We start from the raw sequence: 24937 nt of genomic DNA on the forward strand, positions 1-24937 counted from the left end.
TAATTAACGCTTTGGTCCGGAAGAAATTCTTTTGCGGATTCTGCTCAGAGAAACAGGAGTGATCCCAAGTAAAGTTGCAAGGTATTTATTAGGAACCCGCTGGATGATGTTCGGTTTTTCCTGCAGTAATTTTAAATAACGCTCTTCCGGGTTCAGCAAAATAAAGGATTCCAGGCTCATCATGGAATCACCCAGCATGTTCAACAGGAAAAAGTCTTTTGCTTTTGAGAATTTAGGGTCTTTGTTCAGGACCTCCATGAACACATCATAATCGGCTTCCAGAAGAATGGTATCTTCCATGGCATGGTAACTGAAACGGGAGGGCTTGTCGAACAGAATGGTATCATAACTGGCAAAGAACTGATCCTCCCATCTCAACAGAACGGTAACTTCTTCTCCATTTTCTTTCAAATGAAAAGCCCGGATGAGGCCTTCTTTGATGTAAGTTAACTTCCGCGTATTGGCATTTACCGGGATATAGACTTCGCCAATGCTCAGTTTCTTCTCCCTGGCAACACTGAAAAGACGGAAGAGGTCTTCCAGGTCAAGTTCTTTAAACAGTTGAAGGTAATAGCTGATTTTATTGGAATCTAACATGGCTTGCTTCATAATTTTCTATTGCCATAGAAATTGAGCAAGTATACAAAACTCTTTTTAAGATTGTGAATTGTAATGAAGAGCAGGCTTCAGGTGTTCCAATTGTGAAGTACAAACCTGTTATTTGAGAAACATGCCTGTACTTTTGTGAAATGATAACCTGAGTTGCAATAACCGATACTTATTTATTGTAGCTTTAAAAGCTCAATTAATAATCAATCTTATTGCTGTTGTTTTTTTGGATAATTAATTTTCCGAGAAGGGAATTAATAGCGAATACCGTAAAACAGGTCGGGATATGATCAGTTTCAAATACCGTAGATAAATATGAAAAAAATTACATTACCGCTTTTAACCATTCTTTTAACAAGTTTAGGGGCCTTTAGTCAGATCACCATTAGAACTTCGGCTATAGACCACACAGATGAACTGGAAACGCCTGCGTTCGACAGCCTCACGAATTTCGGCTTGCAGAAAAAAGCGATGGATTATAAACAATTTATTGGTCAGAAAGTGTTTTTTATTCCGGGTTCGCGGAAATACAAAAAAGATTATCCAACGACGCCTGTGTATTATCGTTTATATGCGTTAAAACCAGGAGTGATAAAAAAAGAAGGAAAAAAAATCCCCTTTGACAGCTTGATATCATACCGTAACACGAGTAATTATACTTCGGAAAACCTGGAACGATTAAAAAAGGAATACAATGAAATAGAAGTAGAGGAAACAGATGTTTATTGTCCTAAGTTTTATTTTGAAAAATCAAGCGAACTTGATGGTAAGATTTCTGGAAGAATTGACACCTCACCTGATTCAGTAGAAGGGAAGTATTTTACGATTTTAGACATTCAAATTGCGACGAGATTTGGGTATGAATTTATGAGTTTAGAAAGTACTACTTCATCTGTGGATCTACCAACTGCTAAGGTCAGATACACACTTCAGAATGACCTGAATAAGGATGTCGTTTACTGGTTTGATTCTTCTGATAGTTATCGTAAGCAGGATCCGCGATTTTCTTTGGTTGCTTATTTTGTAAAGCATAAAAATATGCATGTGAATAAAAAATTCGTTGCAAATGGAATCTACGAAAAGTTTTCCGATCTGAATACCGGGGAACTAATCGAAATTAAGTGGAACGAGAAATGGATATGTACTGATCTTAGTTTTTCAGATACGGGTGGGTATCCATTTTTGGAGCCTTATTATTATTTTAAAAATGGTACTAAGGAGATTAAAATGAAATTTCTCGGATTCGATTATGATAAGTTTATTCCGGAAAAGGAGTTTTTGAAGAAAGAGAAGGAAGACCAGGAGAGCGTACGGAAATATCAGGCCGAAAAATTGAAGATCAGAAATGCGGCCGCTAAAAAATATGGTGCGAAAATTGGCAAGTATATTTCTGAGGGCGAGGTGGTAGTTGGAATGACCAAACAGATGTGTATCGAATCATGGGGAAGTCCGGAAAACATCAATAAGACTATTGTCAGGAGGTCGACTCATGAACAATGGGTGTATGGCAGTGGCAGATATTTGTATTTTGACAATGGGGTGTTAACTGCTATACAACACTAAAATACCGTTTTGGATTTGATGCGTCGTTTTTGCGACATCAAATCCAAAACGGTACCTGATAAATTTGAGTATAACTGATACTAGCTGTTTTTTACTTCATTTGCAGCGGCCTTAACGTCGTCTGCAAGGTCTTTAGCTTTTGATTTGGCATCCTCAATCACTTCATCTTTCAGCTCTTCTGCTGCTCTGGCTTTTGACTTCACCTTATCTACAACCTCATCTTTCAGGTCAGCCAATTCATGACCTTCCGAATGAAACTTGTTCTTTACGGCTTGCAACTTGTCTTTGGCAGCATCGCTGAGGTCTTTCGCCTTATCCGAAATCTTCGTCCTGATGTCGGCACCTCTTTCCGGGGCAAACAAAACGCCAATCACGGCACCCACTGCAAGTCCGGTTAAAAGGGCTACTACAGGCAGACTGGAATCTGATCTTTGAGAGGTTAAACTAGAGACTGCTTTTCGAAAATTATTGTATTTCATAGGATTATGTTTTTGTAGATGTCATGCATTTGGGTGGTTACCCCTATGGTATAGCAACACCTGACTTTTCAAAGTGTTTGAAAAAAAATGAGATTTCAGCATGCGCCTGGTCTCTAACTCTGGTTGTCTTGTTTGTAATTAATCTAAATTAATCTATATTTGCCGCTCAAAACCTCCATACATGAAGCTTAAACCTTTACTTTTATTTGTCGCATTTTTTGCGTGCGTTTTACCCTGGAACCTGTTTGCCCAAACCGGCAAAGGAACAATTTCCGGAATAGTTACAGATTCATTAAATCAAAATATACCTTTCTCCAACATCAGCATCAAAAAGCTGAACCTCAAAACCAGTTCAGATAAAAACGGTAAGTTCACATTAGCCGGAATTCCGGCAGGAAATTATACCCTGAGTATCTCTATGACGGGGTATGAGAAACAACAAAAGGAAGTGTCAATTGCTGCCGGAGGAACCACAGAAGTTAATGTCGTTTTAAAAGAACAACAGGCAGATCTTTCTGAAGTGGTGGTTTCTGCAAGCAGAAGGGCTGAATCACTCTCACAAACCCCTTCATCAGTGACCATCCTGACCGCAAAAGACATCAGTACACAATCCATTATCAGTCCTAACCTGGCGAATATTTTATCGTATAGTGTACCCGGACTGGGGATGGCCACCAACCAAACCGGAAACTCCGGACAAACCCTGCGTGGCAGAAATGTGCTCGTTCTGATTGATGGAATCCCGCAATCTACTCCGTTAAGGGCAGGAGGAAGGGATATCCGCAGTATTGACCCTTCTGTGATTGAGCGTGTAGAAGTGATCAAAGGTGCAACAGCTATTTATGGCAATGGCGCTGAAGGTGGACTGATCAATTACATCACTAAAAAGGGAAATTCCGGAAAAACATTTGGTGGATATTCACAAATCGGCCTTAGCGGTAATACAAAAGGCGACAGCACCATTGGCTACCGTGCAACACAACAGTTTTATGGTAAACTGAAAAAGTTCGATTACCTGCTGAGTGGAATGTACGAAAAGACAGGTGTATACCGTGATGCCAAAGGAGTGGTCATCTCTCCTGAATACGGCCTTGGAGAAACCAAATCTTACAATGGATATGTAAAATTGGGATACGATATTACTGAAAAACAACGACTGGACCTGATGTACAACTATTTCAGTTCCAGACAGGATTCCCGTTATGTGACTAAAGCAGGAGTTTATAACGTTTCACCGGCAATTGGTGTCAGGGGAGAAAGGCCAGGGGTGGATGAAGGAACACGTTTCAACCATAATGCAAACCTTCAGTATACCAATCAGAAAATTATAGGGAATACAGATCTTACAGCGAATGTGTATTACCAGGACTTTTATACCATTTATTCCAATAGTGCTTCCTTTGCAGGAGGCGGACAATCCGCACTTTTATCCACTAAAAAAGGAGCACGCCTGAATTTAAATACGCCATTTTCCCTTAATGAGGATGTATTGATGCAGGTAAATTATGGACTGGACCTTTTGAATGATAAAACCGCACAGAACCTGGTAGATGGCAGGGTCTGGGTTCCAACAATGAACATGTGGAATGTTGCTCCTTATGTTCAGGCAAGTGCCAATATCCTTAGGGACCTGACGATTAAAGCCGGCTTAAGGTCGGAAAATATGAACATCAAGGTGGATGATTTTACCACCCTGCTTGACTCAAAAGGAAAAGGAAATATTGCTGTAAAAGGTGGAACCTTAAATTACAATGATTTTGTATTTAATGCCGGAGCAAGGTATTCTGCCTGGAAAGTATTCAATCCTTTTATCAGTTATGCCCAGTCTTTCTCTGTGTTTGAAGTAGGAAGAGTGCTTAGGGTGGCTCAGGCTAATACTTTAGCACAACTGGAAACCAAACCGATCATTGTTAATAATTATGAGGCTGGTTTCAGTAGCACCCTGGGGAAATTAAACTTAAGTGCTGCATATTATTTAAGTACCTCAAAATTAGGAGCAAACCTGCTGGAGATAGATGGAAGGTATATTTCTCAACGCATTCCGGAAAGGGTATATGGATTTGAAATTCAGGCAGATTATCCGGTTATCGATGGTTTATTGATTGGTGGTAACTACGCACAGGTGGAAGGTAAAGGTGATGTGGATGATGATGGTAAATTTGATGGCCCAACAGATGTTTACCTGAACACCACCAGGATTCCTCCTTCAAAAACCACAGTTTACCTAAAGTATTCCGGAATTAAAAACCTGAATTTAGACCTGAACTGGATGCGCGTTGGTAGCAGAGATCATTTTAAAGGCAAGGGGGACGGAACGTATTTAATCGGAGAAGGTCCGGTAAAAGCATATGACCTGTTTAATTTCGCCGCTGCTTACAAAGTGAATCAGGCCTTGAACTTCAACCTTGGCATAGAAAACCTATTGAACAAAAACTATTATCCGGCGATATCTCAGTTTTATGGAAGTGGGATCAACTATGTAAGAGGAAACGGAAGAAGGTTTAACCTTGCTGTAGGATATGCGTTTTAACTGCGCTCAGATGATCCTTTTTAAGATATGAAACGATTTAAAAACGCAATAAGGCAAATACACCTCTGGCTCGGTTTAGGTACCGGGCTGGTGGTGTTTGTGGTTAGTGTGACCGGATGCCTGTATGTGTTTGAAGAAGAAATACGGGACCTGACTCAAAAGGAATACCTGTATGTTCCGGTTCAGGAAAAGTCATTTGTGGGACTTGATCAGATCATCAGGAACTTCGAAACGCTTTCGCCTAAAGATAAAATTGGCCTGATCAGGATCAGGGAATCTGAGCCCAATGCAACCGTATCGATCACCAGCAAAAAGAAAAAAAACTATTATTTTAACCCTTACGACGGGCAATTGGTGAATAAAGGAGGTGCCGACTGGCTAAGTGTCGTTCTGGACATTCACATGACCTTGCTGATGGGAGAAACAGGAAAATTCATTCAACGTTGGTCTGTAGTGATCTTTGTGTTGATGCTGGCGACAGGCCTGGTGCTTTGGTTTCCCAACCAGATGCGTTTGCTGAGGCAGTCGCTCAGTATAAAATGGAACGCTTCTTTTAAAAGGGTAAACTACGACCTTCACAATGTGCTTGGCTTTTATGCTTCAGGGATTTTAATCGTGGTTTCTTTAACCGGATTGTATTTCGCCTTTAAGGAGGTGAAAACCGGAGTCAGCTTTTTTACAGGCAGCAAGCTTGGAGAGGGAAAGAAGGTGACTGTGATTGCAGGAAAAGCAAATCATGAGCCATTGGCCGTTCGCTATAACACGATCTACAAATCCATCCTGCAACAGTACCCGGAGGCTGCTTCAACCTCCATATCTATCAGAAAAAATGGGGAGCTGCGCTTAAGAACACTTTCTCCGTATCGCTGGGCAAGAAATCAGAACACTTTCTTTTTTGATGAAGCAACGGGACAACTGCTTCGCTCGAAGTTGTATAAAGATTTTAATAAGGCGGATTTATATGAAGCCACAAACTACGACCTGCATACCGGGCAGCTCTTTGGCTGGTTTGGCAAAATCATCGCTTGTTTTGCCAGTCTGATCTCTGCAAGCCTTCCGGTAACCGGAGCTGTTATCTGGTGGAAGAAAAGAAAAAAGAAAAAGAAACCAGCGGGTACGAGGTTTCGATATGACCTAAGTACGACGAACTTACCTGTTTAATTTTGCTAAATTTGCGCGGTGTATTTTTTACACTAACTATTAGCGGATTATGAAGAAAAGTTTACTCACCTTAACCCTTGGCGGATTGGGAATTGGCATTACAGAATTTGTAATGATGGGCCTGTTACCGGATATTGCCAAAGACCTGCGCATCACTATCCCTCAGGCCGGACACCTGATCTCCTCATATGCTTTGGGCGTAGTGGTAGGCGCTCCGGTCCTGGTTGCCATTGCCGGAAGCTATCCTCCGAAAAAGATTCTTCTGGCCTTAATGGTGATGTTTACGGCATTTAATGCCCTTTCTGCTTTTTCTCCGGATTATACGATCATGCTCGCCGCCCGTTTTCTGGCCGGACTTCCGCATGGTGCCTTTTTTGGGGTAGGCTCTGTTGTGGCCAGCCGCATTGCAGGAAAAGGAAAAGAAGCGCAGGCAGTATCGCTGATGTTTGCCGGATTAACGATTGCCAATGTAATCGGTGTCCCTCTGGGAACCTATATCGGACATCATTACTCCTGGAGATATACCTTTGTGATCATTGTGATCGTTGGCTTAATCACGCTTTTAAGTCTTAAGCTATGGATGCCTAATCTTCCGGCTACCAAAGACCGGGATTTAAAGAAAGAACTTGCTTTTTTCAAGCTTCCTGAAGCCTGGATCATCATTCTGATGATCGCTATCGGTACCGGAGGTTTATTCTCCTGGTATAGTTATATTGCCCCATTGCTCACTGATGTTTCTGGCTTTGCTCCGGATTCTATCACCTATATACTCGTGCTTGCAGGTTTGGGTATGTTGGTAGGAAACTTTATCGGTGGGAAACTTGCAGACCGTTTTTCTCCGGCAAAAGCTTCTGTTTCCCTGTTGATCGCCATGGCCATCACCCTGTTTATCGTCCATTATATTTCTGAAAATCAGATCCTTTCTTTGGTGATGACCTTTATTACCGGCGCAGTTGCCTTTGCATTGGCTGCACCGATACAAATGCTGATGATCAATACAGCTAAAGGCTCTGAAATGATTGCCGCTTCGGTCAGTCAGGCGAGTTTCAATATCGGAAATGCACTGGGTGCCTTTCTGGGAGGGCTGCCACTTGCTGCGGGGTATGATTATACCTCCCCGGTATGGGTAGGAACAGTAATGGCCTTAACGGGTGCACTTTTTGCATGGATGCTGATCAGCAGAAATAAAAAGATGGTTTTGGCTAAATAATTCTATAATTTTATCAGATGGCTAAGGACTATCTTGAAAGTGTAAAACAGCAGCTGGAGTATTATAAAGGATTAGGTGAGAAGACTTTTGCCCAGCTTTCTGATGAACAATTGTTCTGGAAATATGATGAGCAAAGCAATAGCATTGCGACGATTGTGAAACACCTGTCGGGAAATATGATCTCCAGATGGACCGATTTCTTTACCACAGACGGGGAGAAGGAAAACCGGAACAGGGAATCGGAATTTGATAACGATCTGCAATCAAGAGCAGAACTGTTGCGCAGCTGGGAGGCAGGATGGGAATGTTTTCTAAACGTGATTTATGATTTAAAAGAAACAGACCTTGCCAGGGAAATTTTGATCCGTCATGAGAAACATTCGGTAACGGAAGCAGTCAACAGACAATTGGCGCATTACCCTTATCATATCGGACAAATTGTATTTATAGGTAAAATGCTTTGCTCGGAAAACTGGACTTCCCTGTCCATCCCGAGAGGAGGCTCAGCTGCTTTTAACCAGCTCAAGGAAAATCAAAGTAAAACAAGATAAGGACCTGAGAGCAGGGAAGATCATCACGACTGAGGAGTAGGATAGATCATGTCCGAATTTGTACAGCAGTACTGTCCGAATATGAACATAATGATTTTAAATGCTGCTTTTCCATACTTGCATAGCGGTTTTTAGCTGTGGCATGTAGATTGGCATTGAAGGATAAAAAGAACCACTATTATGTTTCAACATCACCTGTTACTGATTTACCGGAATTTCAAAAGATATAAGAGTTCGTTTTTAATCAATCTGTTTGGCCTTTCTGCGGGTCTTTGCTGTGCCCTGATGATTTACCTCTGGGTAACAGATGAACTGAAAATGGATAAGTTCCATGCCTATAACAGCAGGCTTTTTCAGGTGATGGAAAATGAAAAGACCAGTATAGGAATCAGTACCGGTGATGGCACCGCAGGCTTGCTTGCTGAGTCATTTGTAAAAGAAATGCCGGAGGTAGCAGTGGCGGTGACCACTTCACCGACCTATTGGCTGGAAGAGAGTAAAGTATATACAAGAAATGGCAGGCCGATAAAAGCCGCGGGAAAATTCGCAGGAAAAGACTTTTTTAAGGTGTTTTCTTATCCACTGATCTCTGGAAATATAGATCAGGCCCTGAAGGGGAACAATAATATTGTGATTTCAGAAGAACTGGCAAAGAAATTATTCCACACAACCGATGTGGTTGGAAAGGAAATGGCCTGGATAAACTCAGAGCTGAAAGGCGAAAATCATGTGCTGATCTCCGGTGTTTTTAAAAATGCTCCGGATAATTCCTCAGATCATTTTGACTTTCTTGTAACCACGGAAATTTTGTTTAAAGCTTCCTATTACCTGAAATGGGGAAATCGTGGCCCGAATACTTTTGTTGTTTTAAAAGATGGGGCGGATCCTGAGCAGTTTGGTGCAAAAATCAAAGGTTATATGGCTGGAAAAGGCCATCCTTACCGGGAATTGTTTATCAGGCCTTATGCGGATGGCTATCTGTATGGTAAATATGAAAACGGAGTGATGACCGGAGGCCGAATCGATTATGTGCGCTTGTTTTCACTGATCGCCGTCTTTATCCTGGTGATTGCCTGTATCAATTTTATGAATTTATCTACTGCCAAAGCCTCCAGAAGAATGAAGGAAGTGGGGATAAAAAAAGTAATGGGTGCCAGCAGGAAGTCATTGATCCTGCAATACCTGTCGGAATCCCTGATGCTGACATTTTTAGCCCTGTTCCTTGCATTGTTAGGTGTCGAATTGTTTCTTCCTCAGTTTAACCTGATCACAGATAAACATTTATCACTGAATTTTAATGGGAATATGGTACTGACGCTTTTGGGAATAATTTTGTTTACAGGTTTGCTTTCAGGTAGTTACCCTGCGTTGTATCTTTCGGGTTTTAATCCGGCAGCAGCGTTAAAAGGAAAACTGGCCTCGACTATGAGCGAACTATGGACGAGAAGAGGTCTGGTTGTGTTTCAGTTTACCCTTTCTGTCATTTTAATGGTATCCGTTTTTGTGATCTATAAACAAATAGAATATGTACAGACCAAAAGTCCGGGCTTTAAAAAGGACAATGTGTTGTATTTTGAGACTGAAGGCCGGTTAAAAGGAAATGTAAATGCTTTTTTATCAGAGGTTAAAAAGGTTCCTGGTGTGTTGAATGCTGCAGGAATGGACAGGAACCTGCTGGGCGACCTGAGTTCAACCACCGGTGATTTCAACTGGGAGGGCCGCAACCCCAAAGAATTGGTGAAATTTCAAAAGGGAAGCATTGGATGCGGTTTGGTGGAAACACTGGGGATGACCATGGCCGCCGGTCGTAGCTTTTCAGATCAATATGGATCAGATAGTTCTAAAATTCTGATCAATGAGGCAGGGATAAAGATAACCGGACTAAAAAATCCGGTAGGTAAAGTTTTTGGTTTATGGGGCAAAGATTACCAGATTATCGGGGTGCTGAAAGACTTTAATTTTGAATCTCTTCATACGGAAGTGAAACCTATGTTTTTTAGGTTTGAGCCTGATAACTTAACCCGGATCATGATCAAGATCAAAGCGGGAACAGAAAAACAAACAGTAGCAGACCTTCAGAAATTCTACAAGAGTTTCAACCCGGGCTTCGTTATGGATTATAAATTTCTGGATCAGGATTTTCAGGCACAGTATGTATCTGAGAATAGGGTAGCCGTCTTATCCAGGTATTTCTCAGCGTTGGCAGTGATCATTTCCTGTCTGGGTTTATTCGGACTGGCTGCTTTTACTGCCGAAAGAAGGATTAAAGAAATCGGAATCAGAAAGGTGCTGGGTGCTTCAGAGTTGAATATCGTTATGATTTTATCAAAGGATTTTACCCGGCCGGTGATTGCAGCAATTGTTATTGCGCTTCCCCTGAGTTATATCATGACCAAATACTGGCTCAATACTTTTGCCTACAGAATAGAATTACAAATCTGGTATTTTGTTGCTGCCGGCCTGCTGGCATTACTGATCTCCTGGCTTACTGTAGCCATACAATCCATAAAAGCCGCAAATGTAGATCCAATCAAATGCCTTAAAACAGAATAAAATGAACTTACTTAAATTGATGTGCTGCGGTTTGCTGATGAGCTTACTGTGTCCGGCCATGGGCTTTGGTCAGGGTCAAACCGAAAAAGATGCTGCAGACATTCCTGTTCAGGAGAATAGGGCTGCGGTTACCTCCTGGCTGAAAGCGAATAAAATCCCCGGTGTAGCGATCGGTGTGATCAGAGATGGGGTCTTGAAAGAGATCAATGTCTATGGTGAACTAAAAAAAGGAGTTCCGGCACCTTACAATGCCATCTATAATGTAGCTTCTATTACAAAGACAGTGACGGCAGTGCTGACTTTAAAACTGGTAGATCAGGGCAAATGGGATCTTGATGAACCGCTTTACAAGTATTGGACAGATCCGGATGTAAAAGATGACCCTAAAAGTAAACGCCTCACGACAAGGCATATTCTAAGTCATCAGACCGGATTTCCCAATTGGCGTTTCAACAATAAATCAGGAAAACTCGCTTTTGAATTTGAACCGGGTACGAAATATCAATACTCAGGAGAGGGGATGGAATACCTGAGGCGGGCATTGGAAAGTAAGCTTAAATTGCCCTTTGAAAAACTGGTGGATTCGCTGATCTTTAAGCCCCTGGGGATGACGGACAGCCATCTTTCCTGGAATGGAGACATTGATGAGTCCAGATTTGCTGTACCACACGATGAAAATGGGAAAGAGTTGAGCATCAATAAGAATAAAGAGGCAAATGCAGCTGATCTGATGACGGTAACTATAAAAGATTATGCGATTTTCTTAACTTCCTTAATGAAGGGGGAATTGTTGCCGGCTAAAGTGTTCGACCAGATGGTTACGCCTCAGGTGAAAGTGAAAAACGGGTGTCAGATGAGCCTGGGCTGGGTGGTATACGACCAATTGAGCACAGGGATAAATGGTGTCTCTCATGGAGGATCCGATCCTGGGGCAAGGGCACTTGCAATTATCTTCCCTAAATCGAAAGATGGCCTGCTCTTTTTTACAAATTCGGATAACGGTACAAAATCATACCCCGGAATCATCAGGGAATACCTGAAGGAAAAAGGACAGGAAATTATAGACATAGAAATGAAAAAACGACCATAAATAACGTATATGAAAATAACACCTCTTCATTTCATCGTATCGACAACCTTGTTTTTCGGTACTTTGCTTTTCAGTTCATCACTAAAAGCGCAAGGGAAACCCTATGTGATTAAAGATCATAAACTGTATCAGACAATTGTACATATGGACAGTGTTTGCTTTGATGCATTTAACTCGCAGGATTTGAAAACTCTGGGAACTGTTTTCGCAGAAAACGTAGAATTTTACAACGATGGCAACAGGGTGACCAATTACCAGCAAACGATGGAAAGTTTTAAAAACATGTTTGCCAGTAATGCCGCTTCCCCCTTGAAAAGGACATTGATTGGAAAGCCGGAAGTTTATCCACTTAAAGATTTTGGTGCGATAGAAGTAGGGGTACATCAGTTTACTCATGTGGAAAATGGAAAAGAAGAGGTGGGGATCTTTAAGTTCGTTCAGGTTTGGGAACTTAAAGATGGATCCTGGAAAATGACAAGAGTGATCAGTTATGATCATTAGGTTTTATCTTTCATCGGCTAATTGTTCCTGATGCATGTCGTTTACTGCTCCTCGGGCAGTGGCTGGGGTTCTGCTCATTTCCCTGATTTTTATCCTGGTCTGACTCTTTTTATAAACTCAGATCATCGCAAAAAAGATGTGACGGATTCTTAAGGGAATTCCTTAGCGAAAAAGACTGGAGAGTATCCATAAAAAATGCCTGGTTGCCTTAGTGCGATCAGGCATTTTTTATGAGATCTTCCCTCCATACTGTTGTTTCTTTATGACAATTGTGTTTTAAATAAGCTGTTTTTATATAGTGATTTTGTTTGATATAAAATGTTAAATTAAGTTAAACATTTTCGTTACAAAGCCATTTTTATTGCATTTCAGAATAATTATCTGAAAAAAATCATCTAATCAAAATTAAATTATTTTTTTATTCTTTAAACAGATTTTATATCTGATTTTAATTGTCATTGTAAGGTCATTTAACATATCGTATCTCCTGCTGAACTGAGCTCAGGGGCTGAAATCAATATATTCGCCTTAATTAACTAACCTAAATTTTATTGATTATGAAAAAACTTTTACAAAGTTTGGCCATTCTTATGCTCTTTGCTTTCTCAGCAATTGCACAAGAAAGGACTGTGTCTGGAACTGTAACCGGGGCTGACGGATTTCCGATCCCAGGCGCCACAGTCAGGGCAAAAGGCACTCAAAGTGCCACCCAAACATCCGCAAACGGTAAGTATACCCTTAGGGTTCCCGCATCTGTCAATGCATTGGAATTCATTTCTTTGGGATACATCAGCAAAACTGTTGTTATTGGTGCAGAAAGCCAGATTAATACGGTTTTAACTGAGGACTCCAAAAACCTCAATGAAGTGATTGTGATTGCATATGGAACGGTTAAAAAGGAAAACTTTACCGGATCAGCAGCAACGATAGGAGCTAAGAATTTCGCTGACAGACCAACTACTTCATTTGAAAAAGCACTTCAGGGTGCGGCAGCAGGGGTACAGGTAACCAGTGTTTCCGGACAACCGGGAGCAACTTCAGCGGTCCGTATCCGTGGGGTCGGTTCATTTACGGCTTCCAGCACACCTTTATATGTGGTTGATGGAATCGCGATTACCAATGGAGATCTTAGTCAGGTAGCTCAAACTTCTGATGTACTCTCTTCTTTAAACCCTAATGATATTGCCTCAGTAACGGTTTTGAAAGATGCTACTGCAGCAGCGATTTATGGATCAAGGGCTGCGAATGGAGTGGTTTTAATTACCACTAAACAGGGGCAGTCGGGAAATACAAAATTTACAGCAAGCGTTAGCGGAGGTTACTCTTCCCAAGCCGTTAAGAAGCATGAAGTGCTGGATGCGAGTGAGTATTATAAAGTATACTTCGACAACTATTATGCAAGGCGCCTTGCTGCCGGATCAGCACCTGACCTTGCTGCTACAGAGGCTAATAAATTAACGCGTGATAAATTAACCGTAAACCCTTTTAATACACCAGATCCATTTGGTGCCAACGGCGTATTGAATCCAGGAGCAAGTCTGCTTTATGATACCGACTGGAGAGACGAGGTACTCCAAAGGGGCGTTACCAAAGATGTAAATATTGGGGCAAGCGGAGGAACAGACAAATTGAAATACTATGTTTCAGGAGGTTATTTTGACCAGAAAGGTATTGTGATCGGCTCAGATTTTAAACGATATACCGGTAAATTCAACATCACAAATGATGTAAATAAATATATCTCATTCGGGGTTACCAATACACTTTCCCGTAGCGATCAGAATACTCCAGCGGGTGCAGGAGGGGGAGCAAACCCAGTACGTTTTGCTGACATTGCCTCAAATATTTATTCATTATATGTAAGGGATGCGGCTGGAAATCCAATATTGGATGCAACAGGAAAACCTGTTTATAGTTATGTAAACCCGGTTTCCCCTGATTTTAACCCGGTAGGTTTATCAACCTTGGATGAGTACAATACAAAAACAACCAGGATCATCACCAGTCCGTATATTCAGGTTAAATTTTTAAAAGACTTTACGGCTAAATCATCTATCGGTATTGATTATATCAACAACAGGGAACGTCAGTTTTATAACCCTCTTCATGGAAATGGAGTGAGCGTAACAGGTAGAGGATACCGTTATACAAGAGAGGATATTACCGTAACGTATGTCAATACACTGACCTATGATAAAACCTTAGGTTTACACAGTCTGAATGTATTGTTGGGCCAGGAAGCTTATAGAACCAAACTGGATAATATTTATGCCCAGGCCACAGGTTTTGCGTTCCCTGATGCAGAAGAGCTGGTTGCCGCTTCTATTCCGAATACGGCCACATCTTCTTTCACGGAAAAAAGACTTTCCTCTTACTTCTCGAGATTAACTTATGATTACGATAAAAAGTATTTCTTGTCAGGGAGTTTCAGAAGAGATGGTTCTTCCGTTTTCGGACCGGATAACAAGTATGGTAATTTCTATTCAATAGGTGGTGCATGGAGAATCAGTAAGGAAGATTTCTTTGGCAATGATTCTTTCGTGAATGAGCTGAAATTGCGCGCCAGCTATGGAACATCCGGTAATGACCGTATTGACCGTTATGGTGCTCAGGGCTTATATACGCTGGGAAGGAATTACGAAGGTAAATCTGGTATGGTATATACACAACTGGAAAATAAGAATCTGAAATGGGAACAAAATGCAACTACCGATATCGGGTTGGAATTTGCAGTGTTGAATAACAGAATCAGTGGTGAGGTTTCCTATTACAAAAGAGGATCAACTGGTTTACTGTTTGACAGGCCATTGTCAAGGCTCACCGGTTTCAATAGCCTGATCACCAATCTGGCTTCTATGGACAATTCAGGGGTAGAGATCCTGTTAAATGGAAGTCCCATTCAAAAAGAAGATTTTAGCTGGAATGTCTCTTTTAACATTACTTCTAACAAGAATAAGATCAAGAACATGACTCAGGATGAGGTGACTGATGTAAATGATGCGACCAAACGGTGGAAAGTGGGTAGCAGCAGGTACGAGTGGTATTTGAAAGAGTATGCAGGTCTTGATCCTGCTGATGGGGCAGCGATGTGGTATATGGATGAGCTCGGAGCAGATGGAAAGCCTAATGGAAACAGGGTAACTACCAAAAACCAGGGTCTGGCCACAAGGTATAATAACTTAGGATCGGCGCTTCCTAAATTTACGGGAGGTTTATCAAATACCTTAAGGTATAAGGAATTTGACATGAGTATCTATACCTATTTTTCTCTGGGTAATAAGATTTATGATAACCTGTATGCGACCCTGATGCATAATGGAATGAACCCTGGACAGCAAATGAGCAGAGATGTTCTCAACGCATGGAAAAACCCGGGAGATCAGGACGGTGTTCCAAGGTTTATCCCTACAGCCAACTCCGATAATTCCAACACTCAATCCAGCAGATTCTTATTTAATGGGTCTTATCTGAGGGTGAAGAACATCACTTTAGGATATTCCTTAAATAAAAAATTAATAAATCCTCTGCAGCTGTCTTCACTTCGTATTTATGTTATGGCTGAGAATCCATTTACGTTTGCAGCGCATAAAGGCCTGGATCCTGAAGTAGATATGGGTGGATTGAGTAATAATGATATTCCTAACATTAAGACATTTTCTGTTGGTTTAAGTGTGGGATTTTAATTTTATAGAGCAAAAGATATGAAAAATATATATAGAATCGCGGTATACAGTGCGGTCATCTGTCTGGTAGGGCTGGGTGGATGTAAAAAGGAGTTTTTGGAAGTAACACCAAATGATAAAATTAGTGCCGGCGATGCTTTTTCTACTCCGGAAAAGATTGCTGTAGCAATGAACGGGCTCTACGATTTGTCGTCCGACGGAAGCTTCAAGAACAACATGATCTTAAATTCCGATGTTAAAGGTGGTAATGTCATGGTGGTAAGCGGGGCTGGTAACTATGGGCGTTTTGTGAATGGATATCAGTTTATTGAAACGGTTACTTCAGTTGAACCGTCCAACTACTGGACTCTGGGCTATCGCATCATCGCAAATGCAAATCAGTTTGATGATAAAATTCCTTCCTCTTCTTTAACAGATGCAGAAAAATCAGCTTATCTGGCTGAAGCGAGAGCAATCAGGGCAGAAACCTATTTCTGGCTTGTCAGGTGGTATGGTAAACCTTATACGCTTGACCCTGAAGCACCTGGGGTTCCAATTGTAAAGCTCCCTTTGGGTCCTAATGAGACGCCTCCGGGAAGGTCTAAAGTAAAAGAGGTTTATGATTTTATTCTAAGTGATCTGAAGTATGCTGAAGCTAATCTTCCTGCAAGAACAAATGTTTACAGAATAAATAACGCAGCCATTCAGGGGATCCTGGCAAAGGTATACCTGAATATGGGAAATTATCCGGAAGCCAGTAAATATGCAAAACTGGCCAGGGCAAGCAGACCATTGGGAACTGCAGCATCTTTGCTTACCGGTTTTAATACACCAACTTCAGAATGGATCTATGCCATCAACTACAGAACAGATGATAATCAGGGCTTTATTGCGGTAAGTTCTTTTTATGATCCCTATGATGTTGGTTATTCCAGCTTTAGGGTAACGGACGAATTTTTAAATTCATTTAGTAATGTGGATGTTCGCAAGCAACAGTTTTTAGTGAAGTCGAGCCCAGGTGCACCTGCAAGTACCGGAATCTACCGGAGAAGAGGAGCTGAAGGGTATCTAATCAATAAGTTTGACTTTACAACTACCCCTGCCAATAATCAGGTGCTGCTTCGCTCTTCAGAAATGTACCTTATTGAGGCTGAAGCTGAAGCAAGACAAGGTGTGTCACATGAGGCTGCAGCGAAAGCTGCACTGCTGCCAATTCAATCCAGAGCTGGAACGGCTACCGTCCTTTCATTAAATACCGGCCAGGCATTGATTGATGAGATTTTAGTAGAAAGAGATAAAGAGCTATACGGCGAGGGACATAAGTTTTTTGATCTGCTGAGAACGAAAACACCGATTACAAGATCAGGGGTTAGTCATTGGAAGATCGTGAATTTCCAGCCAGGGGATAACAGACTGGTTTTTCCGATTCCTCAGGTAGAAACGGATGCGAATCCAATTTTAAAAGATCAGCAAAATCCGGGTTATCAATAGTAGAATGTTAATCAGGAATTAATTATTCCCGGATCAGCAAAATCCCGGCAACAACAAGCCGGGATTTTTTGTTTCCCGCATTTTTCATCAGGGCTTCTGGTTTTTTATTATCTTTGATTGCCCCAAAGCATCTCTTTGTTTATTCAAGTATGCCTGAGTTACTCTTAATATGTGTCTTATTGATTCCCCAGACAGTGGCTGGCATTCTTGCTAAAAGCATGGGCAGAAACTTCTTTTTCTGGTTTTTTATCTCTTTTCTGATTCCAATCATTTCCCTGATTGTATTGCTGTTTCTGGACGACAAAGGAGAGTCCGGTGGTTATGAGCTTGCAGAGCATGTGACCAGGAGGGATGATCCCGCCTAAGCCGATCAGAAAATTCTTGATTTTCGATGGGAATACCAGTTTCCCGGTATTGTATTTCTGTAGCTTATTCGCTTTATTTGGAGCTAGAAAGAATTTTATGGTCAATAAAATACTAAAAGTATCGGTTTGCGTCATTTTCATGGCTTCCGCATTCCTTTGCGCTCAGGCTCAAAAACCGAAAGAGTGGATTTTACCCACTACTCCCTTCAATGAAACAGAAACGGCAAAATTAATGGAGCCTGGTACGGCCACGATTCGTGGAGTTGGGGTGCTTAAAAAGAAAGGAAGAGACAACTTCAATGGAAGAGGTGGTCAGATCATTCTGTTTCCGGTGACGCCTTATTTTACAGAGTTTCTGGAGCTAAAGAAAAAACATCGTGGTTCGAAGAAAGAAGCGACCATGAGCAATGATGCTTTTACCTATCGCGTACAGGGAAGGTATATAGACGATCAGGGCCATTTTGAATTCGCCAACATCAAACCCGGAAAATATTATATCCTGACCTGGATTGGTTACCAAAAGACCAAGTCTAAGCCCGTACAAACTGGAACGGTGACTTCCTATAATGTTTATGGCTATGCCCTGGGCTCCTCGCCAATTTATGAAGACTACCTGTATAATGTGGATGTTGAGAATGAACTGGGAGCCTTTGTAGAAGTCAAAGAAGCCGGAGCGGTCACAAATGTAGTGGTGAGCAATTAAACTGATAAAAATGAAAACAACCTATTTATACCTGACCATACTTTTTTCGGCCCTGAGCTTATCTCTGCCTGTTTTTGCTCAAACGGTTAAAATTCCTGATCCGAACTTTAAAAAAACTTTAATCCAGCTTGGTCTGGACCTTAATGGTGATGGTGAAATCCAGGTTTCAGAAGCCCAGAAGGTGACGGAGCTAAAAGTAGATCAGGCTGAAATCGGATCTTTGATTGGCATTAAGAGCTTTACAAATTTACAGATCCTGAGCTTTTGGAATAATAAAGTAAGGGCACTGGATGTAGAGGGCATGAAAAAATTAACCCAGATTTTTGGCTATAATAACCTCATTGAAAACCTTAATGTGAAAGGGTTAACGAATTTAAAATTATTGTACCTGCATCAGAATAAAATCAAGATGCTGGATGTAACCGGCTTAACGAACTTAGAAGAGATTAAGATGCATGACAATTCTCTGTGGAAGCTGGCGATCAGTAATATGCCGAAACTGGTGGCTTTAGAGTTTCAAAGAAATATGATGTCGGATTTAAAATTGGAAGGATGTCCTGAACTCAGGATGCTGCGATTGGATGAAAACCTGTTATCAGTACTGAATTTAACACAGTTTAAAAAAATGGAGGAGGTCACTTTGAGGGAAAATCCACTGGTTTCATTGAATGTAACCGGACTGAGAAAGCTGGGATCATTGGATTGCTCCTATACAAAGCTGGCGAGCATTAACATGAGCGGCACAGTAAGTCTTAAGAAATTTGAGTGGTAACAGACTAATGCATTAAATCAACAATGTAGAATGAAAGTCAATCACCTGTATCTAATTGTTTTTTTAACCGCTTCAATAGTTGGAATGTATTTTATCGTAAAACACATCAGGAAAACCTATCGCTTTTTAAAAAGCGGATTCCGGACAAGGGCGAGAGTGTGTCAGGTCGTTAGCCATACCAGTTCTTATGATCAGGAGTTAGGCTATGTGCCGGTCATAGAATTCAAATCCCATTATGGGATCATGAAACAGATGAAATCTGAGTTTTTTATTCCGAGGTTTGCAGAGGATTCTATGTTGAAAGTTGGTTATGAGTTTGATATTATTTATGACCCTAAGGATGTGAATTCGATGGTCAGACTATCAACAGTAAAAGGTGAAATGCTAACCTATATTGTTGCCGGATTGTTTCCCGGGTTTGTTATTCTTTTCATCATCGTTGGCTTTTTGTTTTAAAAAAATATCAAATCCCAACCCAGGTAAATCATTAAATACCCGGGTTAGGAATAATTGACCCTATGCGCTTATCGCATTTAACAGTGTAGCCAGTTCAGTTACTTCCTGACTGTTCAATGGTTTTAACGGACCTCTGAGTTCACCACCATCTTCACCTAGTATTTCCAGTCCTGATTTTATAGCTCTTGGAAGGCCTTTTGCCAAAATGTACTTCAACAAATTAAGCTGTTTATAAAATATATCCTGAGCAGCATGTAAGTCGTTCTTTTGAATGGCTTCATACAATCCAACGTTCAACTCCGGAATCAGGTTGGCCGCTGCGGTACACCAACCCAAAGCACCTGCTGCGAAAGCACCCAGGGCAAGAGGGTTCGAACCATTGAAAAAGGCCACGTCTTCTCCTAAATCTCTGCGAAGGGTATGCATCCGCTGAAGGTCGCCGGAGCTTTCCTTGATCATCGTGACATTTGGAATCTCGAGTAACTTTTTCAGGAGGCTTGGAGACATGTCGATTCCTCCTGTTGCAGGGTTGTTATAGGCCATGATAGGGATAGAAATGGATTTGGCCACGGCTTCATAATGACTGAAAATCTCATGGTCTGTAAGCTTCCAGTAACTCATCGGAATGATCATCACTGCGGTGCTTCCTGCTTTTTCGGCAAATTTAGCATGGTAAATGGTCCTTTCTGTGGTCAGGTTAGATACTCCTGTTACTACAGGAAGCCGGCCTGCAACCTGTTGAATGGTGGCTTCAGTGATGGCTTCCTTTTCTTCGTCGTTGAGGTAAGGCATCACCCCTGTGCTGCCAAGAGGTGCGATACCATGGGAGCCTGATGTTACCAAACGTTCAACAAGTTTTTTGAATAGGGGCAGGTCTACCTGTTCCTGAGCATTAAAAGGAGTAATGGGATAGGCAATAATGCCTTTAAATGTATGGTTATTCATCTGTGTGGGTTTTTAACTTAAAAAATCAATGAAAGAGCGCGTTTTAAAGAGCGCATTTAAAAAAGAGAGCGTTCACCCTGTTAAAGATCCCTGCCTTCTTCTTCTCTTAAAGCCACGCCCAGGTGTTGTAGCTGAGGGGCATTTTCGCAGGCGATGTATTTTGCCGGTTCTGTATCACTCAGGTTCTGGTGACGGTGCCAGGCCCATACCGGGATATACACGGCATCTCCTGCCTGCCATTCTACTTTTTCTCCTTCGATCTCGGTATAGCCTTTTCCTTCAATGACGAATAAAACAGTTTCATAGGTATGACGGTGTTTATTGGTCAGCTGTCCGGGTAAAAGTCCGCCGATGGTCATGCTTACATTTCTGGTAGGAAGGTCTACAAAAAACACAGGGTGTTTTCTTTCTGTAGAGAACTGATTATGAACGCCAGCCTGTTCTACATTCTTGTGTATGAACTTCTCAGGTCTTACATAATTTGGACGGGCAAAGGTTTGGTGGAAATCTTTTGATGATAATTGTTCTTTTGTTGCTGCTGTTGTTTTCATGATATTGAATTTTAATGGTGATAGAAATTATTAAATGTCAATTCCTTTTGACACTACAAATTTTGCGTATTTTTGGATGGGTGAAATCATCCAGTTTTTACTAAAACTCATGGGCCAGATGCTTAGACCTTGGAAGACCATATTGAACATCGAACTAGGAAGCCATAAGTCTGTATTCCAGCAGATTGCTGATGGGATTATCGGAGAGATCAAAAAAGGCCGTTTAAAACCGGGCATGTCCTTGCCGGGAAGCCGGATTCTGGCTACAGACATCGGTGTAAACCGTAAAACAGTAGTTCTGGCTTATGAAGAACTGATGGCAGAAGGCTGGCTGGAAACCGCTTATAAAAAAGGAACCTTTGTTTCAGAAAAGCTGCCAAAGCAAAAAGAACGGCGCAGGCAGAGAAATGAGGACAGCATTTCTTCGGTAAAGAATTTTTCCTTTACGGCTTTTGGTTCCGGAATGCCGGCAACTGTAAATTCAGATACGCCTCTGATCGTTTTTAACGACGGATTGCCTGATGTAAAGCTGGCCCCTCTGGATGAGCTGGCGCGTGCCTATAAACGGATTTTTCAGCAAAAAGCAAGGTGGAGAATGTTGGGGTATGCCAATGAAAGGGGTGAAGAGCGGCTGCGGACGGCAATTTCTACGATGCTGACCATGGACCGCGGTTTAAGTTTCGGGATCAACCAGATTTGCATTACCCGGGGGAGCCAGATGGCTCTGTACCTGACGGCCCAGATTCTGATCCGACCGGGGGATATGGTGGCCATTGAAACACCTGGATACAGGCCTGCGTTTGAGGCTTTTAAGCATGCTGGTGCTAAGATCACTGCAGTGGAAGTAGACGAACAGGGTATTTGTATTACGGAGTTGGAACAACTTTGTAAGCGTCATCAGCTGAAGGCAGTTTATGTCACCCCTCATCATCAGTTTCCTACTACGGTAAGCATGAAAGCCGACCGGAGGTTACAACTGTTACAGCTGTCCAACCAATATGGATTTGCAATTATCGAAGATGATTATGACCATGACTATCATTTCGGACTCAGGAGTTTATTGCCTTTGGCCAGCTATGATCATGCTGATAATGTGATCTATATCAGTTCACTGAGTAAACTCATTGCTCCGGCAGTGAGGGTAGGTTATGTGGCTGGTCCGGAGCAGTTTATCGATTCCCTGGCTGCATTAAGGATGACCATCGACCGTCAGGGAGATCCGGTAATGGAAAATGCAGTGGCAGAATTAATGGAAGAGGGCATCGTAAATAAGCATGCCAAACGGGCATTGGGGATTTACCGGGAAAGAAGGGCGGTCATGAGCAAATATCTGGACCAGTATTTAAAGGGAAAAGCAGATTATCAGTTGCCTGAAGGAGGGCTTGCTTTCTGGTTGAAATTTAAACAACCTATAGATACGATTGCCTTTTCTGAGTCGTTACTGAGACATGGGGTACAGGTGATTTCTACGGAAAGATTTTCTTTTAATGGAAAACCGGTAAACGCTTTGCGACTGGGCTATGCAGCCCTGGATGAAGAAGAACTGGAACGGGGAATTCAGATCATTGCTTCTTTAATCCCTTAACCGTATTTTTTCCATGACCCTTATATAATTTAGAATTATCATTAGCAGAACAAAAATGAGAGCACACATTCCTATACATAAATTGAATGAGCGTAGTAGCCGGGGTCTGGAAATGCTTTATTTCGAGAAAGCTGATAAACAACATATAACACGAATGGAGGCACATAGAGATGACCATTATATTTTCATTTTCCAGGAAAAGGGGGAAACGGAGGTGATGCTCGATTTTAAAACCATTAGTATTGGAGGTTGTGCATTGTTATACATTATTCCCGGACAGGTGCACCATGTATTAAATACAGAAGCTTCCTCCGGATGGTTTATCGCTGTGGAAACCCTGTTGGTTGCAGAAGAATACCGGCAGATTTTGGAACAGGTTATCCTGAACCCGGAACCGTTGTTATTGGAAGCGGCTGAAAATAAAAGGTTTAAACAGTGCCTCGAACTTACTCATGAAAGACTGTTAAATATGGACGGACCATTGGGTAAACAGGTGGTGCATTCCCTGCTTTCTTCCTTCATCGGAATGCTGACTGAATCCTATTTATTGAATAGCCCTAAAGGAGAATTGCTGAACAGCAGGCCATCGCAACTGACCAGGCAGTTCAGAAGCTTGTTGCTCCAGAACTTTAAAACCCTAAAGGGGCCGGCCGAGTACGCGGCTAAACTGAACATCTCCCTGACTTACCTCAATGAAGTTGTTAAGTCCAATACCGGATTCCCGGTGAGCTATTGGATTCATCATGAAATTATACTGGAAGCAAAACGGCTTTTGTATTATACTGACCTTAGCCTGAAGGAGATTGCTTTTGAACTGGGCTTTACAGACCATACCTACTTTTCCCGTTTATTTACCAAGGTTGCTGGTGTCTCAGCAGGAAAGTTCAGAAAGGGCTACCGCTAATCGTCCAATACTTACCCTTGATCCTGCATTGTGCTTTCTTTCTTTTTGCTGTTGTTTTGTAATTGATTATAAAATGATATAGCTATGAATATGCTGAAAAAGAAAGCACTGCAATTAATTGAACGACAGCTGGCTAAAACAGGGACTGTTCTGGAGGTCAGAAGCTGGACACCTTCTACTTTTTATGAAGTGGACCTGCATCTTCCGGGAGTAGACATGAACAAATGGAATGCTGTACAACATATGAAAACAAAGGTTGCTGAATATGTTTACCGCGATTATACACCTGCAAGCTGGGATGCGGAAACCCAGACCTGCACGCTTTATATTGACGCTTCACATGATGGAGATGGAAGTAAATGGGTCTCTCAATTAAAAAGGGGGGATAAAATCTGTTACCTTGGAATAGGAGGAACCAATGCAAAGCCAATAAATGGCAGCAGGATTTTATGTCTTGGAGACAGTTCCTGCGTGGGGCATTTCCTCGCCCTGGAACAACTCGTAGGAAAAGGTAACCTGAGCGGGGCACTGGTGATCAATGAAGAAAATCACCGGAAAGAATTTGCTCATTACTTTGATACTTTACTGGAAGCCATCCCTCCACAGCTGAGCAGTAACATCGACAACCTCCACAATTGGCTAAAAGAGCAGCAATGGGGCAGCAATGCCGTATTTATTGCCGGAAACGTAGCCATGGTGGTAGGCCTCAAACAAAAAATCAGAAGCCTGCCCGATTTTGACGGCGCAATAAAAGTACAGGGATTCTGGTGGTAAAACAGAGAACCAGTGCTGGTGGTAAAAAGACTATTGTCCGCAGGTCATCAATGGAATAGATAAGCTAAACAAAGAAAGCACCAGGCAAAGCGGAACATAAGTCCGGGTGTCTTCCTTTGCGAAGTTGGTTCCTTTAATGCTTTTCATCAGTCCGATGTATTTGAAATCCCCAATCGCACGAAGGCAGAATATTCCTGCAATCACATAAGTTGCGATGTGAACGTACCTCCGCTCAACCAGCTGGTCTGCAAGCCCAAGATTTGCCAGGGTAATGAAAGCGAATAGGGCCAGTCCTAAAGCCACGATAAAAGTGCCGAATTTGCCCGGGCTTAGCGCCTGCTCTCCGTTTACCCGTACCGGCAAGGCGTTTTTTAAGGCCCATGTTCCGCCAAAGACCCAATAGATGTGTAAAAATGAAAGGAATAGAAAAATTAAAGTGTTAATGGCGACTAGTGCAAATATCATTGTTCTTGTAGATCTGT

22 protein-coding genes are annotated in these 24937 nt (G+C 41.9%); 17 read left to right on the forward strand and 5 right to left on the reverse strand.

The window, feature by feature from the left end; all coding sequences use genetic code 11:
• Nucleotides 1-3: 3 nt before the first annotated feature.
• Nucleotides 4-609 carry a Crp/Fnr family transcriptional regulator gene (locus tag BUC20_RS25525; RefSeq protein ID WP_073234830.1) on the reverse strand — a complete coding sequence of 202 codons (606 nt, stop codon included), beginning with the start codon at nucleotides 607-609 and terminating at the stop codon, nucleotides 4-6.
• 315 nt (nucleotides 610-924) lie between these two features.
• Between BUC20_RS25525 and BUC20_RS25530 the strand changes: the two genes are divergently transcribed.
• On the forward strand, nucleotides 925-2172 hold the full coding sequence (locus tag BUC20_RS25530) for a hypothetical protein (RefSeq protein ID WP_073234833.1): 1248 nt from the start codon (nucleotides 925-927) through the stop codon (nucleotides 2170-2172).
• Between the two features lie 80 nt (nucleotides 2173-2252).
• Here the strand turns inward: BUC20_RS25530 and BUC20_RS25535 are convergent, their stop codons facing one another.
• A complete protein-coding gene (locus BUC20_RS25535) occupies nucleotides 2253-2651 on the reverse strand; it encodes a YtxH domain-containing protein (protein WP_073234836.1) in 399 nt (132 codons plus the stop codon).
• A gap of 181 nt (nucleotides 2652-2832) precedes the next feature.
• Here BUC20_RS25535 and BUC20_RS25540 point away from each other — a divergent pair, with 181 nt between their 5' ends.
• The 13 genes from BUC20_RS25540 (at nucleotide 2833) to BUC20_RS25600 (ending at nucleotide 19696) form a co-directional block, all read left to right on the forward strand.
• Nucleotides 2833-5181, forward strand: coding sequence for a TonB-dependent receptor (locus tag BUC20_RS25540; protein WP_073234839.1), 2349 nt, complete (start codon nucleotides 2833-2835; stop codon nucleotides 5179-5181).
• Between the two features lie 27 nt (nucleotides 5182-5208).
• Nucleotides 5209-6342: a PepSY-associated TM helix domain-containing protein gene (locus BUC20_RS25545; protein WP_073234842.1), complete on the forward strand. Its 1134-nt coding sequence runs from the start codon at nucleotides 5209-5211 to the stop codon at nucleotides 6340-6342.
• Between the two features lie 49 nt (nucleotides 6343-6391).
• Nucleotides 6392-7552: an MFS transporter gene (locus tag BUC20_RS25550; RefSeq protein ID WP_073234845.1), complete on the forward strand. Its 1161-nt coding sequence runs from the start codon at nucleotides 6392-6394 to the stop codon at nucleotides 7550-7552.
• A gap of 17 nt (nucleotides 7553-7569) precedes the next feature.
• Entirely contained in the window at nucleotides 7570-8103 is a 534-nt protein-coding gene (locus tag BUC20_RS25555) for a DUF1572 family protein (protein WP_073234848.1), read from the forward strand.
• Nucleotides 8104-8283: 180 nt separating this feature from the next.
• Nucleotides 8284-10656, forward strand: a complete 2373-nt coding sequence (locus BUC20_RS25560) for an ABC transporter permease (RefSeq protein WP_073234851.1) — start codon at nucleotides 8284-8286, stop codon at nucleotides 10654-10656.
• Between the two features lies 1 nt (nucleotide 10657).
• A complete protein-coding gene (locus BUC20_RS25565) occupies nucleotides 10658-11746 on the forward strand; it encodes a serine hydrolase domain-containing protein (protein ID WP_084529276.1) in 1089 nt (362 codons plus the stop codon).
• Nucleotides 11747-11755: 9 nt separating this feature from the next.
• A complete protein-coding gene (locus tag BUC20_RS25570) occupies nucleotides 11756-12247 on the forward strand; it encodes a nuclear transport factor 2 family protein (RefSeq protein WP_084529278.1) in 492 nt (163 codons plus the stop codon).
• Between the two features lie 557 nt (nucleotides 12248-12804).
• A complete protein-coding gene (locus tag BUC20_RS25575; RefSeq protein WP_084529280.1) occupies nucleotides 12805-15930 on the forward strand; it encodes a SusC/RagA family TonB-linked outer membrane protein in 3126 nt (1041 codons plus the stop codon).
• An 18-nt stretch (nucleotides 15931-15948) separates the two neighbouring features.
• Complete coding sequence (locus BUC20_RS25580; protein WP_073234857.1) at nucleotides 15949-17400, forward strand: RagB/SusD family nutrient uptake outer membrane protein; 1452 nt, start codon at nucleotides 15949-15951, stop codon at nucleotides 17398-17400.
• Between the two features lie 149 nt (nucleotides 17401-17549).
• Nucleotides 17550-17765 (forward strand): hypothetical protein, encoded by a 216-nt coding sequence (locus BUC20_RS25585; RefSeq protein ID WP_073234860.1) that lies wholly within the window; start codon nucleotides 17550-17552, stop codon nucleotides 17763-17765.
• 97 nt (nucleotides 17766-17862) lie between these two features.
• Nucleotides 17863-18468, forward strand: a complete 606-nt coding sequence (locus tag BUC20_RS25590; RefSeq protein ID WP_143166918.1) for a hypothetical protein — start codon at nucleotides 17863-17865, stop codon at nucleotides 18466-18468.
• A 10-nt stretch (nucleotides 18469-18478) separates the two neighbouring features.
• Entirely contained in the window at nucleotides 18479-19240 is a 762-nt protein-coding gene (locus BUC20_RS25595) for a leucine-rich repeat domain-containing protein (protein ID WP_073234866.1), read from the forward strand.
• A gap of 30 nt (nucleotides 19241-19270) precedes the next feature.
• The gene (locus BUC20_RS25600; RefSeq protein WP_143166919.1) at nucleotides 19271-19696 is read left to right on the forward strand and encodes a DUF3592 domain-containing protein; all 426 of its coding nucleotides are present in this window, start codon (nucleotides 19271-19273) and stop codon (nucleotides 19694-19696) included.
• A gap of 60 nt (nucleotides 19697-19756) precedes the next feature.
• On the opposite strand, the gene BUC20_RS25605 is transcribed toward BUC20_RS25600, so the two are convergent.
• Both BUC20_RS25605 and BUC20_RS25610 read right to left on the reverse strand, forming a co-directional pair.
• The gene (locus tag BUC20_RS25605; protein WP_073234872.1) at nucleotides 19757-20641 is read right to left on the reverse strand and encodes a dihydrodipicolinate synthase family protein; all 885 of its coding nucleotides are present in this window, start codon (nucleotides 20639-20641) and stop codon (nucleotides 19757-19759) included.
• A gap of 80 nt (nucleotides 20642-20721) precedes the next feature.
• Complete coding sequence (locus BUC20_RS25610) at nucleotides 20722-21192, reverse strand: cupin domain-containing protein (RefSeq protein ID WP_073234875.1); 471 nt, start codon at nucleotides 21190-21192, stop codon at nucleotides 20722-20724.
• A 118-nt stretch (nucleotides 21193-21310) separates the two neighbouring features.
• Here BUC20_RS25610 and pdxR point away from each other — a divergent pair, with 118 nt between their 5' ends.
• From pdxR to BUC20_RS25625, 3 genes are all read left to right on the forward strand, one after another.
• Nucleotides 21311-22777, forward strand: a complete 1467-nt coding sequence (pdxR, locus tag BUC20_RS25615; protein WP_073235681.1) for a MocR-like pyridoxine biosynthesis transcription factor PdxR — start codon at nucleotides 21311-21313, stop codon at nucleotides 22775-22777.
• A 55-nt stretch (nucleotides 22778-22832) separates the two neighbouring features.
• On the forward strand, nucleotides 22833-23681 hold the full coding sequence (locus tag BUC20_RS25620; protein ID WP_073234878.1) for an AraC family transcriptional regulator: 849 nt from the start codon (nucleotides 22833-22835) through the stop codon (nucleotides 23679-23681).
• Nucleotides 23682-23765: 84 nt separating this feature from the next.
• The gene (locus BUC20_RS25625) at nucleotides 23766-24455 is read left to right on the forward strand and encodes an SIP domain-containing protein (RefSeq protein WP_143166920.1); all 690 of its coding nucleotides are present in this window, start codon (nucleotides 23766-23768) and stop codon (nucleotides 24453-24455) included.
• Between the two features lie 30 nt (nucleotides 24456-24485).
• Here the strand turns inward: BUC20_RS25625 and BUC20_RS25630 are convergent, their stop codons facing one another.
• Nucleotides 24486-24920 carry a DUF3995 domain-containing protein gene (locus tag BUC20_RS25630; protein WP_073234884.1) on the reverse strand — a complete coding sequence of 145 codons (435 nt, stop codon included), beginning with the start codon at nucleotides 24918-24920 and terminating at the stop codon, nucleotides 24486-24488.
• Between the last annotated feature and the right edge of the window lie 17 nt (nucleotides 24921-24937).

The organism is Pedobacter caeni, assembly GCF_900129215.1.
GTDB classification, from domain to species: domain Bacteria; phylum Bacteroidota; class Bacteroidia; order Sphingobacteriales; family Sphingobacteriaceae; genus Pedobacter; species Pedobacter caeni.